General features: G+C 54.7%; 11 protein-coding genes and 2 tRNA genes. 8 read left to right on the top strand and 5 right to left on the bottom strand.

Annotated features, from left to right (window positions below; genetic code table 11):
* Positions 1-25 precede the first annotated feature (25 nt).
* The 3 genes from tgt to C5Y83_RS12895 all read right to left on the bottom strand — a co-directional run bounded on the left by tgt (position 26) and on the right by C5Y83_RS12895 (position 2,892).
* Complete coding sequence (gene tgt, locus C5Y83_RS12885) at positions 26-1,192, bottom strand: tRNA guanosine(34) transglycosylase Tgt (RefSeq protein ID WP_105330775.1); 1,167 nt, start codon at positions 1,190-1,192, stop codon at positions 26-28.
* 122 nt (positions 1,193-1,314) lie between these two features.
* The gene (locus tag C5Y83_RS12890; RefSeq protein ID WP_105330148.1) at positions 1,315-2,646 is read right to left on the bottom strand and encodes a DNA-directed RNA polymerase subunit alpha C-terminal domain-containing protein; all 1,332 of its coding nucleotides are present in this window, start codon (positions 2,644-2,646) and stop codon (positions 1,315-1,317) included.
* A 172-nt stretch (positions 2,647-2,818) separates the two neighbouring features.
* Positions 2,819-2,892, bottom strand: a tRNA-Thr gene (locus C5Y83_RS12895).
* Positions 2,893-3,689: 797 nt separating this feature from the next.
* On the opposite strand from C5Y83_RS12895, the gene C5Y83_RS12900 reads away from it, so the two are divergent.
* From C5Y83_RS12900 to C5Y83_RS12910, 3 genes are all read left to right on the top strand, one after another.
* Positions 3,690-4,619, top strand: a complete 930-nt coding sequence (locus C5Y83_RS12900) for a diacylglycerol/lipid kinase family protein (RefSeq protein WP_158262343.1) — start codon at positions 3,690-3,692, stop codon at positions 4,617-4,619.
* A gap of 193 nt (positions 4,620-4,812) precedes the next feature.
* On the top strand, positions 4,813-5,619 hold the full coding sequence (kdsA, locus tag C5Y83_RS12905) for a 3-deoxy-8-phosphooctulonate synthase (protein WP_105330776.1): 807 nt from the start codon (positions 4,813-4,815) through the stop codon (positions 5,617-5,619).
* A gap of 10 nt (positions 5,620-5,629) precedes the next feature.
* Complete coding sequence (locus C5Y83_RS12910; protein WP_105330150.1) at positions 5,630-7,522, top strand: tetratricopeptide repeat protein; 1,893 nt, start codon at positions 5,630-5,632, stop codon at positions 7,520-7,522.
* A 7-nt stretch (positions 7,523-7,529) separates the two neighbouring features.
* On the opposite strand, the gene C5Y83_RS12915 is transcribed toward C5Y83_RS12910, so the two are convergent.
* The gene (locus tag C5Y83_RS12915; protein ID WP_199195036.1) at positions 7,530-8,390 is read right to left on the bottom strand and encodes a phosphoribosylaminoimidazolesuccinocarboxamide synthase; all 861 of its coding nucleotides are present in this window, start codon (positions 8,388-8,390) and stop codon (positions 7,530-7,532) included.
* A 302-nt stretch (positions 8,391-8,692) separates the two neighbouring features.
* Between C5Y83_RS12915 and C5Y83_RS12920 the strand changes: the two genes are divergently transcribed.
* The 3 genes from C5Y83_RS12920 (at position 8,693) to C5Y83_RS12935 (ending at position 12,168) form a co-directional block, all read left to right on the top strand.
* Positions 8,693-10,186, top strand: coding sequence for a hypothetical protein (locus C5Y83_RS12920; RefSeq protein WP_105330151.1), 1,494 nt, complete (start codon positions 8,693-8,695; stop codon positions 10,184-10,186).
* Positions 10,187-10,294: 108 nt separating this feature from the next.
* Positions 10,295-10,480, top strand: a complete 186-nt coding sequence (locus C5Y83_RS12925; protein WP_105330152.1) for a hypothetical protein — start codon at positions 10,295-10,297, stop codon at positions 10,478-10,480.
* A 248-nt stretch (positions 10,481-10,728) separates the two neighbouring features.
* Positions 10,729-12,168, top strand: a complete 1,440-nt coding sequence (locus C5Y83_RS12935; RefSeq protein WP_158262344.1) for a DUF1080 domain-containing protein — start codon at positions 10,729-10,731, stop codon at positions 12,166-12,168.
* A 59-nt stretch (positions 12,169-12,227) separates the two neighbouring features.
* Here C5Y83_RS12935 and C5Y83_RS12940 read toward each other — a convergent pair whose 3' ends face one another.
* Positions 12,228-13,916 (bottom strand): SpoIIE family protein phosphatase, encoded by a 1,689-nt coding sequence (locus C5Y83_RS12940; RefSeq protein WP_105330154.1) that lies wholly within the window; start codon positions 13,914-13,916, stop codon positions 12,228-12,230.
* 215 nt (positions 13,917-14,131) lie between these two features.
* On the opposite strand from C5Y83_RS12940, the gene C5Y83_RS12945 reads away from it, so the two are divergent.
* Positions 14,132-14,202: transfer RNA gene (locus tag C5Y83_RS12945), tRNA-Gln, on the top strand.
* A 173-nt stretch (positions 14,203-14,375) separates the two neighbouring features.
* The gene (locus tag C5Y83_RS12950) at positions 14,376-15,506 is read left to right on the top strand and encodes a S1C family serine protease (RefSeq protein ID WP_233207206.1); all 1,131 of its coding nucleotides are present in this window, start codon (positions 14,376-14,378) and stop codon (positions 15,504-15,506) included.
* The last annotated feature ends 14 nt before the right edge of the window (positions 15,507-15,520 follow it).

The following is a 15,520-nucleotide window of genomic DNA, read 5'->3' on the forward strand; positions in this document are numbered from 1 at the left end:
TAAACTTTTCGGAATCGATACACTTTCACGTGCTCGATCCCCAACCGCGCATCTTTTCTTCATAAAACGCCTCGAAACGATCTTCCTCGATCGCCTGGCGTGCCTCGCGCATGAGTCGCTGATAATAAGCCACGTTATGGAGCGTCAGCAGAATAGGGCCGAGCATCTCTTTGGCCATGAACAAGTGCCGCAGATAGGCCCGACTCAGCCCGGCCACCTGAGGGACCGACTTCGGATCGAGCGGCGCCGGGTCGCGTTGATATTTGGCATTCCGTAAACGGACCGTTCCTTCGTCGGTAAATGCCAACGCGTTGCGGCCATTCCGCGTCGGCATTACACAATCGAACAGGTCGACCCCACGACGGATCCCTTCCAGCAAATCCTCGGGGCGACCAACGCCCATCAAGTACCGCGGCTTTTCCGTCGGCAGAGCAGGGCAGGTGGCGTCCAGAATCCGGTACATCTCCGGTGGCGGCTCACCAACACTGAGGCCACCAATGGCATAGCCAGGGAAATTCAACGCCGCAAGTCGCTCAGCACACTCAACCCGCAGTTTTTCGTCGAGGCCCCCCTGAACGATCGCGAACTGTGCCTGATCCTTGCGCGTGGCGGCTACTTTGCAGCGTTCCGCCCAGCGGATCGAGCGGTCCATCGCTTCACGAATGACCTTGGGCTCGTTCGGCAGTTCGACCACGTGATCGAGCACCATGGCAATATCGCTACCCAAGTTCTCTTGGATTTCGATGCTTCGCTCAGGCGAAAGATGAATCTTGCGGCCGTCGATGTGTGATTGAAAGACCGCTTCTTTCTCGGTGATCTTTCGCATCTGAGCCAGGCTGAAGATCTGAAAGCCACCGCTGTCGGTTAGAATGGGACCATCCCACCCCATGAACTTATGCAGCCCACCTAGCTCGGCCACGATGTCGTCGCCTGGGCGAAGCGATAGATGGTAGGTGTTTCCCAAGATCATCTCGGCACCCGTCTGCCGAACCATGCCGATCTCGAGGCCTTTCACGGTCCCCTGGGTTCCAACCGGCATGAATGCAGGCGTTTGAACCGCACCATGCGGCGTGGTAAAGACACCCCGCCGCGCCGAGGAGGTCGAATCTTGGTGCTTCAGTTGATAGCGAAACCAATCAGCCTCGGCTGTTTTCGCAGGCGAATCGTCCAAAGTGTCTTCTCGAGGCTCCATGAAAAAAACCCACACGGCTTGCCGCATGGGTTCATTCTTATTTCGTCCGTCTGGCAGACCAGAATGCGGTGGTGTTCCGTACGGCCTGCCCGAAGTCGATTGCGGGGAAACCGCAGCCAGACCTAGTCACCGCGAAGCTTGATGTTATAGGAAGTCAGCTTTTCACGGACTTCATTCAAGCTGGTCACGCCAAAGTTCTTGCATTCCAGCAGTTCGTCACCAGTACGGCGAACCAGTTCTCCGATGGTGGAGATACCGAGGCGGACCATACACTTACGGGCACGAACCGACAGGCTCAACTCAGCAATTGGGCGATCCAGCAACGCCTGCTCGTCAGCCGACAATCCGGATGTGTCGTAAGCGACCTCCGGAGCGGCTTGCTTGTCGTTGGACATCTGCCCCAATTCCAAGCCCTTCGAGCGAAGCATGTCGCGGATTTCGATCAGCGAAGTTTCGCCAAAGTTCTTACTGGCCAGCAGTTCCTGCTCCGAGCAGCGACACAGATCGCCCAGCGTCATGATGCCCATCTTCTGCAGGCAGTTTCGGCTGCGGACCGACAACTCGAAATCGGTAACTGGGATGCTGAGCACCTGCGACATGCGGTCGCGTTTCTTTTGCTCTTCTTCGTCGTAGTACATGTCGCCCGAAGCTTGAGCGTCTTTCAAGTACATACGAGCACGCTTGTCGGTTGGATACGAATCCAAGACGCGCTGGTAGCAATGCGTGGCACGATCGTATTCGCCACGATCTTCGTGCAACAAACCAAGGTTCAAAAGCGCACCCACGTGACTGGGGAAGACTGCGGCGGCGTTCTGATAAAGCTGCAAAGCCTGAACGTCGTTACCGCGGCGATCATTCTCCAAAGCCAAGCCGAACAAAGCACCGGCATGGCCCGCATCGGCCTCGACCGCTCGTTCATACAGTGCAACGACTTCGGCCGGATTACCACCAAGCGAAGCGATTGTCGCACCACGCTGGTATAGGTAATTGGCGGTCGATTCGACCGGGCCAAACATGTTGTCAAGCATCGCGAGGGCCTTTTCCGACTCGCCCTTGCTTCGCAGTGACTCAACAATTCCTAACTGGCAATCGTCGCGGTTATAACCGGCGGTTTGAGCGGACTGGAAAGCTTCGATCGCCTTGTCGTAGTCCTGCATCGCGAAGTAGCTGCGGCCCAAGTAGAAGTGAGCCAAAGCACCGCCATCAGCAGCCGACAACGTGCCAACAGCACGATCATGGTGCCCCATGATGAACTGGCATACGCCGAGGCGAACATTCGTCGCCGGCGAACGCTCTTCCGACTGACCTTCTAACTCAGAGACGCTATCTCGTAGCGTCGAGTAGGCGTTGTAATCGCGTCCGACCGTACGCAAGATCTGACGAATCTCTTCTGGTCCGAAGGACGAATTCGTGAGAACAACGCTCTTCAAATCGAAATCGATTCCTTGAATCATCAAGCGGGCTCCAAACGTTTACTGTCGAGTCCCAAGTGCGAAAGCTCGGGGGGAGAAATTCAGGGTAACCTGGGCCATTCCGTTAAGGGGCCTGCCAACTGTCTTTCGGTGTCACACGAAAAACATCCTTCAAGCAGACCGATTACCCCTTCGCATCTGGGAAAGGAAGAAGAGCCAGCGACGAGAGTCGAACTCGTAACCCCAGCATTACGAATGCTGTGCTCTGCCAATTGAAGCTACGCTGGCTTATTCGCAGGCTGCGAATCAAAACGCTCCAAGATACAGAAGCTCTTGGTTGGCGTCAACTTACCATACCTTCTGATTTTAGGAAGCAGGGCAAGATTCAAGGTTTTGCGGTTCACACAAGCTGACAGACCCATCGGGTCGACCTGTGGTTCGCGAGTTTCGATATCGAGCGAACAGACGGTTGCTCGTGAGAGAATTTCGCTGAGGCAAGAAAAAATCGAGGGACCGCTGTCGTACCAACCCGCGTTGGAGAAGCTAGATCGTCAGGGGCAAGGCAAACCATCCAGCTTAAGTTCGACAGCGGCCCCACGGGCCAGCTTACCGACTCCTCCGAGGAGCCGATGCCGCCCTTAGTGCAACTAGCGAACCATTCCGGCAAGAATACCAAATTTAGTTTGCAAGTTATTGGCATGAAGCCACTTACAAAGATGTCTCATTTTGATCCATCCAAACTTACCTGCTAAATAGCTCCCAGCGTGACGCAGGATGCCACAAACGAATAATACACACCCCCAACACGAACTATTTCCTGATCTGAAACGCCCTAAATCGTGTCCGATATCGAGACGAGCACTGCTATCCCATTGCCTGTAAAAGACTTAGAAAATTGACAACCCGATTCATTTTGAGACAGCCACTTAGCCGAAGGTGATTTCAGCCGAATTCATCTCATTTTGAGTCGTATCTACGGCCAAACGCTAACTAGGCTTTCTTTCAGACTAAGCATCGATAGGATGGGACATTCGAGAGTTCACTCCACGCATAAGTAGGGAACTTCCCCCAAAGGCACAATGACGGTGACTGCAACCGAAACTCGCTCGCAGACTTCGCTCGGTTCGGCTTGGTTGTTCATTAACCGCATCGCCGGCGGTATCGATCGGTCGCACCAGCATGCTCAGCTTCGCGAGTTGCTCAATCGAATGGGCATCGCCATGCGTGAGATCAACTCGCCGAGTCAGCTAACCGCTCAGTGGCAAGACGATTCGCTACCGCGTCCCGATTTCATTATCTCAGTCGGCGGCGACGGAACCGCAGCCATGATCGCTGGACTGACCTGTGGGCAAGTTCCGATTGCCATCTTTCCCGCCGGGACCGAGAACGTCCTGGCGAAGTATCTCCAGATTCCAACCGACTTTGACGCTTGGGCAAAGATGATCACCAAGCGGCAAGTGCGACGCTACGATGCTGGAATGTGTGGTGACCGGACATTCATGTTGATGTTGTCAGCCGGATTCGAGGCCGAAGTCGTCCACCAAGTTCACGACCAGCGGCAAGGGCACCTTTCTAAGTTTAATTATGTCCTTCCCACGTTCGGGCTCATGCGCAACTACCACTACCCCAAACTTGATCTCGATATTGAACTCGAAGACGGAACGCGGACCCAAACGAGTGGCTACTGGGCGTTCGCCTTCAACTTTCCACGCTATGCACTAGGGCTCGAACTCACCCCCAAGGCGAAGCCGGACGACGGCTTGCTGGACGTATGCGTGCTGACCCAGAAAGGGTTCTGGGCGACGAACTCGTATATTTGCTCCCTTTTATCAGGCAGCATCGCCGGACGCAGCGATGTGACTTATTTCCGAGCCCGCTCGCTGAAGATCCACTGTGAAGAAGGTTCAGTCCCGCTGCAAACCGATGGCGATCCGGCCGGTTTTACTGACATAGACATCTCCGTTCAGCCCGGTTACCTGCCGTTGGTCGTCCCCCCCACCGGTAAGCAGATCTAACCTAGGCGGTGGCCAGCAACTTCTCGGGTGGGCATTTGCCGGAAGTCTTGTCACAATAGGACTTACCGCCTAGTTCCTTCCCTAAGATCGCTTGAAAGGGGAATCCCTTCCTCGCGCGAACCACGTGTGGGCGGGTAAACTAGCATTGTCGTTTTCCCCATCGACCGAGACTTTCTTGAACGCTTCTTCCACCATGCAACCTGAGTTCAGCCTGAATGCCGAAGGGCAATTGTTGCTTATCGCCGGCCCCTGCGTTTTAGAGACGAGAGACTTAGCGTTTGAGATCGCTGAACAGCTTTGTCAAATTGCACAGCGACATCCGATCCAGCTTGTTTTCAAAGCATCATACGACAAGGCGAACCGTACTAGCATTCATTCGTACAGAGGATTAGGGCTGGAAGAAGGACTCAAATTGCTCGAAGCCGTGCGCAGCGAGTTCAACATCCCGGTTACGACTGATGTTCACGAGTCGCCGCAAGCTGCTCCCGTTGGCGAGGTTTGCGATATCTTGCAGATCCCCGCTTTCCTGGCACGTCAAACCGACTTGTTAGTTGCGGCAGCGGAAACTGGCAAAGCCGTGAATGTCAAAAAAGGGCAGTTCATGGCCCCCTGGGACATGAAGCATGTGGTCGAGAAGCTCAAAGAAGCCGGCGCCAAGCAGATCATGTTGACCGAGCGTGGCACTTTCTTTGGCTACGGCCGGTTAGTCAATGACATGCGAGCGCTCATCGAAATGCGTGCCCTCGGCGTACCGGTCGTTTACGATGCCACTCATAGCGTGCAAGAGCCTGGCGGACTAGGAAGCCAAACGGGTGGCAACCGAGCGATGGTCGCTCCGCTGGCCAAGGCCGCGGCTGCGGTCGGCATCGACGGACTTTTCCTCGAAACTCATCCTAACCCTGATCAATCCCCCAGTGACGGCCCGAACATGGTTCCCCTGGCCGAGCTGGAATCCCTTATAGACCGTGTTTTGGCCGTTCGCGCGGCCACCCAAGGTTAAGCGAATCCGCATGAGCTGCACCCACCGACTTGCTATTGCTTCCATTCTGGCTGCGACTTTCCTGGCTGGTTGTTACGATAACACGCGCAAGCATCGAACAGTGGCCGACACCCAGACCGATATTGCCACCGACCCAGGAAGCGCCAAACAGTTCGTCGATCAGGCGTTCACCTTCATTAAAGATCTTGATCTCTACACGAAAAGCGCTTCTGGGGCGCCCGTGCAGGACCAGGTCTTTCAGAAGCTCAACCGCTGGCTGATGGCTCAGCCGAAAGATCCGCAGTGGCAGCCAGACCCAATGGTCGCCGAAATGCCGGAATCAGTTCAGTCGTTGCCACGCTTGCAAGATTTGGCGACGCGTGCATTCCTGCCGGCACCTCCCGGCCTGGCGGAAGTCACTTACCGTGGCAGTGAATACGACTTCATCCTTGGAACTTATTGGGCCAAGGTGATCTCTGAGTCGATCAAGCAGCGTTGGAACGATGGCAAGTTGAATCTTCCGCCAGAGTTAGCCGCATTTGTCAAAGCGCAGGAGAACCAGACGCTTACCGAATCAGAAGCGGAGCAGCTTTCGATCGCCTACCTGCTATTCGATTGGACCGTGCGTCACATTCAACCCGTTCGCGAGGAAGAAATCGTCCGCGATACGTTTGAAGCTGGAACGCGTCGTGACTTTTGGCGGGTCATGCAAGTGATGCAGGGGGATGCCCTGGAGCGAGCCCGCGTCTTCATACAACTTTGCCGCCAACAAGATCTCGATGCGGTAGTCGTTCAGTTCGGCGAGAAAGATCCGACGACCCAAGTTGTCGGCGTTCACATTGGCAAAGAACTTTACCTTTTCGATACGGCCTACGGTCTACCAGTCGCCACCGCGGACGGCAAAGGAATCCAAACACTTAGCCGGATGGTTGAGCATCCTGAAGATCTTCAGGCGATGGCCTCACAGACCTATCCCTATTCGGTTTCGGCCGAAGACCTCAAGCATGTGACGCTCCTCATCGAAGCACCTTCGACTTCTTTGACCCATGCGACCGATATGCTCGAACAAACGTTGACAGGCGAAGAAAAGCTTGTTTTGCACGTCCGCCCGAGCCTAATCAAGGATCGCTTGAAGGACTTGCCTGGCGTGACCGATGTCCAGTTGTGGACCGTTCCGTTTGAAGCCGAGCAGTCAATCTTCGAGTGGCTCTCGAAACCGGAGTTGGCTCTCGAATTCCGTAAAGAACGCCAACTATACGACTTCCCAGGCGGAATCGCCTTGGCACGCACCCTCCAACTGATGGGACGCTTCAACTCTGAATCGCAACGCCCTGGGGCACGAAAGATCTTACTCGATACGCGTTTGATGTCCCGCGACCTGCGTAACGCGACGATCAACGAAAAGGTTGAAATGCTTAAAGCGATGGGCATCGATTTCGGTACCGACACGCAAGCACGCGATGCCTACTTAGACCACATGCAGCAAAATGCGAATCAGTGGCGAGAGCTGGCCAGCTTCAACCTCGGTGTCATCGCCTTGGAAGAGAAAGAATACCGGTCGGCGCTCGACTTCTTCGAGAACCGCACGCTCGAGCCATTTCCGCAGACGAAGTACAAGTCGGCCGCGTTCTACAACATCGGTCGCAGTTATGAAGCTTTGCTGGAAGCCGACAACGCCGACCCTTCATTGGCCGAGCAATCCGTTCGCTACTACACCAATGACGATGACGTTCTTTCTCCCTACCGCCGCGGCAACACTTTGCGAGCCGAGCGTCTAATTCCTCCGAAGAAGGAAGACGCCAAGCCCGTAGAGGAGAAAGAAGAACCCGCCGAGAACGCGAAACCGGAAGCAGATACCGCCAGCCCAGAAGAATCGAAGCCGGCAGCTGATTCCACAGAACAAGCCGCAGAACCTAAGCGATAGGATTCATTTACCAGGCGAACTTGCGGCCGGTGATTCTTTCGTAGGCTTCGATGTATTTGCCGCGTGTCTTTTGGACGATCTCGTCCGGCAAGACAGGTGGTTCGCTATTCTTGTCCCAACCACTTTGCTCGAGCCAGTCTCGGACGAACTGCTTGTCAAACGACGGCGGACTCATTCCTTCGGCGTACTGATCTTGGGGCCAGAAGCGTGAGCTATCGGGCGTTAGGACTTCGTCGATCAGAATCACTTCGCCATCGACGACGCCCCATTCGAATTTGGTATCCGCGATGATAATTCCGTGTTCTAAGGCACGCTCAGCCCCCGCCTGATAAACGGCCAAGCTTCGATCCCGCAGCAGCTCGGCCATCTCTTGCCCAACGATCTCGACCATGCGCTCGAACGGAATGTTCTCGTCGTGGCCAGACTCTGCTTTGGTGGCTGGCGTGAAGATCGGCTCCGGCAAGCGTGAGGCCTGGTTCAAACCGGCCGGCAGCGGAATCCCACACACCGTTTGACTCTGCTGATATTCCTTCCAGCCAGACCCGGCCAGATAACCGCGGACAACACATTCAATCGGGACAACTTCCGTCTTGCGAGCCAGGGTCGACCGGCCTTCCAGGTTGGCAAAGTCGCCGTCGCCGCTCAGATTCATCTGAGCAACATCGGTTGTGATCAGGTGATTGGGGATCTCGAGCGACTCGAACCAGAACTGGCTCATCTGCGTCAGAACGCGACCTTTGTCCGGGATTTGCGTCGGCAAAATGTAATCGAAGGCGCTAATTCGGTCAGACGCCACCAACAAAACCTGGTCTCCCAGATCGTACACATCGCGAACTTTGCCCTGTCGGACCGGATAATTAAGCCCCATGATCTCGCTGACTTCGGAGAGGCAAATGGACAGTAAGAGCACAACTCAAGGGGAATAAACGGCCCTGAGAGGTGCGGACAACCGGCATTTTGCCACACGATTTGCCCCCGTAACAGGCCCACGCCACCCGCGACCGGTATAGTTGTTTCAAACGCCACACCCCGGTGGATGACGATTATTGGTGGTTCATCCAAGCACAAGCGACGATTAGAATGCTAAGAAGCCACGTGGTATCAACACGGGACCAGCTACTTTGATTTCGCCGCATGAGAGGGCCCGTCGAACGGAAGAGAGCCGCTGAGTTGCCTAAACTGACGTTTCGAATTTCCCCTGAACTCACCATTTCGGACACCGATTGTCGCACGATCCACGCGGTCGGCTGTGATCGGCTGGTTCGCTGCACGTCCGTTAAGCGGTCAGACGATCGGCTTGTGCTCGAAGTTCTGGAATCGGACGGGGTTAAAATCAAGGTTCCCTATCGCAACGCTGAGCGAACTCCCGTCATGCTCTCGACGTGTAGTTTGCGGATCGACAACAAGACACCCTACAGTTTGTTGCTGGAACTGGCTCGCGGCTCGTTGTTCCGTTTTCGAACGTTATGCAACGCGTGTATTGAGGCTGAGCTCGATCTACTCGACATCACGCTGGCCCTGCTGAAAGACGCCACCGACAGCTTTGCCCGGGCGGCCGTTACCAAAGACGAACCGACCGATTCCGACCCGTTGGCGATCAAAAGCTTGAACGATTCCCTGGAAGGAATCAGCCAACTAGAACACGTTTACGCGACCGCCTCGCACCTCGCGATCAAGCGACAGGGGAAAGAGCGGGCATTCCTCCGAGGCGTTTCGCTGACCGAGCCGATGTCGCTCGACATCAAGCCACTTCTTACCACCCCGCTGAACTCGGTCGTCGTCGAACCGAACTGGAAACATTGCGAACCTGAGATCGGCCATCACGTCTGGCAGCAAGTCGATGAAACGCTCGATGCTGTGCGGCAACAAGGCTTGGCAACGATTCTCGGACCGATCTTCACGCTGGACCGCTTCACGACGCCCGATTGGCTGTACCTGTGGGAGAACGATTTCGACGAGTTGCTCAACGCCGTCAAACGGTACTCTGGCGAATTGGTCGATCACTTTCGCAATCGGGTCGATCTCTGGTACTGCGCCGCAGGTTTGAACGATCAAACCGCGCTGCCGATGAAGGAAGAGCAGCGACTGCAGCTGCTAATCCATATCATTCAATCGCTCCGTGGATCTGGATTACGAGCACCACTACTGGTTAGCTTCGCCAAGCCATGGGGCGAGTACATGACTAGTCGCGATCGTGAGCTGGCACCGATTCACTTCGCCGAAGAACTGGTCCGTGCCCGAGTCGGAATTACCGGCATCGGCCTCGAATTCAACTTTGGATGCCATCCTCCCGCTTCGTATTATCGTGGCTACTTCGATGTCGAGGATTTGCTCGACTATTGGAGTTTGCTGGGGGTTCCACTATTCGTGACCCTTTCTGCGCCAAGTTCGTGGCGGCCAGATGCCGAAGCGATCTACGATCCGAATCGCTCGGAAGAACCGCTGGAACGTTTGAGCAAGCGGACTCAACGAGAACTTGTCGAACACATTTTACCGGCGATTTTGACGCATCCTCAGGTACAAGGGGTCTTCTGGACGCAAGTTTCGGACTCGCAGCCACACCGTTTTCCGCATGCCGGATTACTCGATCCACGCGGACGACCTAAATCCTCTGTGACTAAAATGACCGAAATTATCCGGACCTACTTCCCTGAAAATATTTAGAAAACGTTAAGCAGGCGAGTTTTGTGAGCCCGCCGGAGCACCTACAATGTGGGTTAATGGCCCCCGAGCCAAGAGTTAAGTATTAGACCCCTTGGAGTTTCTGTGACTATGTCGATTACGAAATGGATGTTTTCCGCTTGTATGCTTTTGGGTTTGACTGTGGCAACCGTTGGTTGCGACAGCAAAACCGCTGAACCGCCAGCTGCTGAAGAAACCGCTCCTGAAGTTGAAATGGGTAGCGAAGAAGCAGCACCGGCTGAAGAAGCACCAGCGGAAGAAAAGCCGGCCGAGTAATTTCTCGCCTGCGATTTCCCGTTAATGATAGAAGCACCCGAAGGATCTCGATCCTCTGGGTGCTTTTTCATGCGCCCCGGCACCATGCGAATAATTCACTACCAACTTGATTCCTTTTACCCTTCTGGTCAAACTAGAACTCCTTACCCAAACCCCCAAGTCTCAATGATTCGGACAGGGCGGTCGCAGAGCCAGACTTCCGTGACGGGAGTAACCTTCTCGCTGACCAGTCCTGGGAGCCTGACCACATGACGTTCCTTCGTGCCTTTGTCGCCTCTCTTCTTGTAATTGCACTTCTAGGTGTTCCCGTCTTCGCCAAAGACGGGCCCAATAAGCCCGACGACCAGCAGATAGAAAAGCAGGAGAAAAAGAAAGAGTCCAAGAAGAAGGACCGCGACGACAAGAAAAAAGAGGGCAAAAAGAAGAAGGACAAAGCCAAAAAGGATTCCGACAAGAAGAAGACCAAGCCCAAGAAGGACGACCAAAAGCAGAAAGACGACGACAAGTCGGAAAAGGCCCAGTCCAAAAAGGACGAACCAACGCCCGCCAAAAGGCCGGAACCAAAACCTGAGTCCAAGCCGGAACCAAAACCTGAGTCCAAGCCAGAACCGAAACCTGAGTCCAAGCCAGAACCAAAACCTGAGTCCAAGCCAGAGCCAAAACCTGAGCCTAAGCCAGAGCCTAAGCCAGAGCCCAAACCGGTTCCGAAGCCAGCTCCTAAGCCTGATCCTCGGAAGTTTGCCGTGACCGAGCTTAGCAAGGTCGATGCGGACTTCGCTTTGCAGGGCGAGTACTACGGTAAGATTCGCTTGCCCAATGGAACACTGGAAGACGTTGGCATCCAGGTGATCGCTCGCGGTGACGGCAACTTCGTGGGTCGTCAGCTACGGGGTGGTCTGCCTGGAAACGGTTGGGACAACGGTGCCCAACTTGACTTGGAAGGTAAACGGGAAGGGCGTCGTGCGTTGTTGTTCCACGGCGACTATCGCGTTTCCGTCGAAGACAACCGAGCCAACGTTGTTAATTCCAACGGCGATACGCTCGGCATCCTGATGCGTGTTGATCGCAAGAGTAAGTTCCTCGGCCTCAAGCCAACTCCAAATGCGGTCGTCTTATTCGATGGCACGTCGACCGAACATTTCGTCAACGGCAAGATCGATGAGAACGGCAATTTACAGTTCGGCACCGTGACCAAACGTCCGGTGGGTGACTTCCGTCTTCATCTAGAATTCCGTTTGCCGTACATGCCTTACGCGACAGGTCAGGCCCGCTCGAACAGCGGACTTTATATTCAGGAACGGTACGAAGTTCAGATCCTCGATTCGTTCGGCCTCAATCCACAATTCAACGATTGCGGCTCGCTATATCGCACGAAGATTCCTGACCTGAACATGAGCTTCCCGCCTCTCTCATGGCAGACTTACGATGTCTACTTCACCGCAGCACGCTTCGATGAGGAAGGCAAGAAGATCAGCTCGGCCCGAATCAGTGTCGTGCACAACGGTATCCTGGTTCAGGATAACTACGAAATCCCCAACAAGACCGGGGCGGGCAAGCAGGAAGGCCCGAATCCTGGCGTGATCAAGCTGCAAGATCACGGCAACCCCGTGGTCTTCCGCAACATCTGGATCGAGTACCTGAATGAACCAGTGGTTATCTCGGAGGAACTTCCCACGCCGGCCAAGTAATCGCCGGCGTCAGGGGAAACAGTCAAGGGAACGTCAGCGCGACTTGAGCGTAAGAGGAATTACGCCTGACGTTCCAGGCCAACCATGCACATATCGTCATACTGTGGGCTACCGGCCATAAACGCGCGACATTCCTGAATGATTGCCTCGCTAATCACGTCGACCGTTTCTTGGTTGTCGGAAACGCATTTCATCATGCGTTCCATCCCGAATTGATCTCCCTGGGCGTTCATCGCTTCGTTGATGCCGTCGGTATAGATGAACAGCATCTCGCCAGGCTTGAGGGTAATCCGAGCGACATCGTATTCCATGTCTTCCATGATTCCCAGCGGCAAGCCAATCTCTTCCTCGAAGATCATCGAGCAGGTGCCGTCCGCTTTTCTTAAGATCGGCGGGTTATGACCGGCGTTGATCAACGTGATCTCGTTGCTGGCAGGATTCAAGATGGCGATCGCCAGCGTGACGAATTTGTCGTCTGGGGTGGCCGCGGCGAAATCGTTGTTGAGATGATAGGCCGCTTTCTGCGGATCGGCATCGGATGCCAAACAGTATCGGGCTTCCGCCGATAGCTTGGCCATCATCAACGAGGCTGCAATCCCGTGTCCCACCACATCGCCCACCAATATGGCCGTCGTCCCATCGGGAAGCGAGATGTAATCGTAATAGTCGCCACCAACCGAGTTAGCCGCGAGGTAGTAATGAGCAAAGCGGTAGCCTTCAACCAACGGATCAGCTGAAGGTAAAAAACCAATTTGAACCTGGTTCGCGGCGTGCAAGTCGCGCTGAAACGAGATTTGGCGAATCGCGGCATCATGCAGTTGAGCTCGTTCGATCGCCGCCGCGGCCTGCATTCCGACACTGACCAGCACTTCCAGGTCTTCCTTCTGGAAACGTTTGCGTTGGTCGAGTGTGTCGATCTGAATCACTCCGATCACTTCGTCGTCAGCATTGACCAGCGGAGCACACATGATCGAGCGAATTTTGAAGTCGGTGATACTTTGACTCATCTCGAAGCGTGAATCTGCCGCGGCATCGGCCGATAAAATCGCTTCTCGCGTTTTCATCACATGCTTTACAATGGTTCGGCTGATTCGGATCTCTTCCTCGTCATCTTCGCGGCGTGCCTTGGTCCAGCGGGGAACCATGTTGCCGGACGCGTCCATCATGATGATGAACCCACGATCCGCTTGCAGGAAAATATGAAACAGCCCATCGAGCACCTTCGGCAACACCTCTTCCATCGAGAGGGTCCCGGTCAGCTCGCGGGTGATTTGCAGCAGTGCGTTCAGCTTTACCTCAGGACTGGCCGTCAGATGGATCGAACCACTTTGCGACGAGACCTCGAACTTCGACATGATGGTCGAAGTCGCCCCGTCGTCGTCGACCATCACGGCGCCAAACGCGCCTTGGCCTTCCGACTTGATGCCGACCGTCTCCATCGGCGACGGCTTGTGACCTTCGATTTTGTATTCGAAGGAAACATCGCACACCCGGATCGAGTCGCCATGCTGCAAGATGTGCGGGCCGGTAAGCTGAACGTCATTAACGAAGGTACCGTTTCGGCTACCCAAGTCCTCGATTTTGAACTTTCCGTCGACGCGCGTAATTTTGGCGTGATATCGACTGACTGCGCCGACTTCGACAATGATGTCGCATTCGGGATGTCGTCCGATGACAAACTCTTGTCCTACAAGAAAAATCTTCTTGCCGGCGTCCGGGCCGTTCAGTGCAACCAGATAACTGGACATACCTTCGAAAGAGCTCCCTAACAGGAAGTGCCCCAAGGAGAGGGCGCACCATCTCGGAAATTGTCGAGCGAAAAGGGATTTCAGCTTGCCCCGCGAAGGGCGAGCCGCACAGGGTAGGGGTAGTCTAACAATTTCCGCCTTAGTCCACCATAGTTAGGCGTCTGAATCCCTTGACTCCAGACGACTTAGGCCCTAATCTTATGCATTCCAATCACTGGGGAATAGTGTAACGGTAGCACGACAGATTCTGACTCTGTTAGTCAAGGTTCAAATCCTTGTTCCCCAGCTTCGTCCGTTGGCTCGCAAGATCCGCGAGCCATTTTTTCGCGCGGAAGGGATCTCCCGACCGACCCATCCTTCTATTGCACGTGCGTTTCGATGGAGCCTTCCCCTCAAAGCGGCCATCCAGAGAATCACGGCCGGCCTCATTCTAACTCAAACGCCATAGCGCTCTTGCGGGTGTTTCTGTACTGTCTGGTGGTCGCTGTTTTCGGCGCCTGGACGATTAGCTATTGGACGACACCTCCCGAAAATGAAGTCGTTCTTAACCCCAATGCCGAGCCACGTGCCATTACTCCGCGAGGTGACCTCGCCGATGACGAGCAATCGACGATCGAATTGTTCGAGAATTCGTCCGATGCAGTCGTTTTCATCACCACCTCACAGCAGTTTCTTTCGCGAGGTACCGCCAAGATTTCGGAGATGGCGACCGGGCAGGGAAGTGGGTTCGTCTGGGACAAAGAAGGACACATCGTTACCAATTTCCACGTGATTAAGCCAATTGTTGAAGGTTCGGGCCGGGCTCATATCACATTCGCCGATGGATCGACGTACGTTGCCGCGGTTGTCGGAACATCCGCTGAAAACGACTTAGCCGTGCTGCAAGTCAAAGATTTTCAAGGTAAGAAGTTCACGCCCATCCCTGTGGGGACCTCTACCGATTTACGTGTTGGTCAAAAGGTCTTCGCAATCGGCAATCCCTTTGGCTTCGATCATACCTTGACCACGGGGATCATTAGTGGACTGGGCCGCTCAATCGAGGCTGAGGATGGACGTCAAATCGACGACCTGATCCAGACCGATGCCGCAATCAACCCGGGCAACAGCGGAGGCCCGCTGCTCGACAGCAGTGGCAGGCTCATCGGAGTCAACTCAGCCATTTATAGCCCCAGTGGCGCCTATGCCGGGATCGGGTTTGCCATTCCTGCCGATACCGTTAATGCAGTAGTCACCGAGCTGATTCGCAATGGTGAAATCAAACGACCCTACCTCGGCGTCCGTTTTGCTCCACCGACGATCAACGCCCAGCTTGGTATCCAGGGGGCGATTGTCGGCGAGGTGATCAAAGGGAGTCCTGCCGAAAAGGCTGGCATTCATCCTACGATCCAAACGCAACAAGGTAGCATCGAGTTGGGAGACATCATCGTCGAAATCGATGGTAAGCCGATTCGGCATTATGGTGATGTTGTTCGCGCCTTGTTCAGCCACAAGGTGGGCGATGTTCTGAAAATGAAGGTCATTCGTGGCGTGCGGAGAGGTGCCTCTCCGGAAGAAGTCGAGTTGGACGTTAAGCTGACTGAATCAACTTAAACCCAGCCGGCCCG

Origin of the sequence: Blastopirellula marina (genome assembly GCF_002967765.1) — a bacterium.
In the GTDB taxonomy this organism is placed as follows: domain Bacteria; phylum Planctomycetota; class Planctomycetia; order Pirellulales; family Pirellulaceae; genus Bremerella; species Bremerella marina_A.

Bases quoted from the DNA above. Each gene is read 5' to 3' on its own strand.
- C5Y83_RS12940 (WP_105330154.1), bottom strand. From the start codon at position 13,916: ATGTCCAGTTATCTGGTTGCACTGAACGGCCCGGACGCCGGCAAGAAG.
- C5Y83_RS12910 (WP_105330150.1), top strand. From the start codon at position 5,630: ATGAGCTGCACCCACCGACTTGCTATTGCTTCCATTCTGGCTGCGACT.
- C5Y83_RS12890 (WP_105330148.1), bottom strand. From the start codon at position 2,646: ATGATTCAAGGAATCGATTTCGATTTGAAGAGCGTTGTTCTCACGAAT.
- kdsA (WP_105330776.1), top strand. From the start codon at position 4,813: ATGCAACCTGAGTTCAGCCTGAATGCCGAAGGGCAATTGTTGCTTATC.
- C5Y83_RS12935 (WP_158262344.1), top strand. From the start codon at position 10,729: ATGACGTTCCTTCGTGCCTTTGTCGCCTCTCTTCTTGTAATTGCACTT.
- C5Y83_RS12915 (WP_199195036.1), bottom strand. From the start codon at position 8,390: ATGGGGCTTAATTATCCGGTCCGACAGGGCAAAGTTCGCGATGTGTAC.
- C5Y83_RS12925 (WP_105330152.1), top strand. From the start codon at position 10,295: ATGTCGATTACGAAATGGATGTTTTCCGCTTGTATGCTTTTGGGTTTG.
- tgt (WP_105330775.1), bottom strand. From the start codon at position 1,192: ATGGAGCCTCGAGAAGACACTTTGGACGATTCGCCTGCGAAAACAGCC.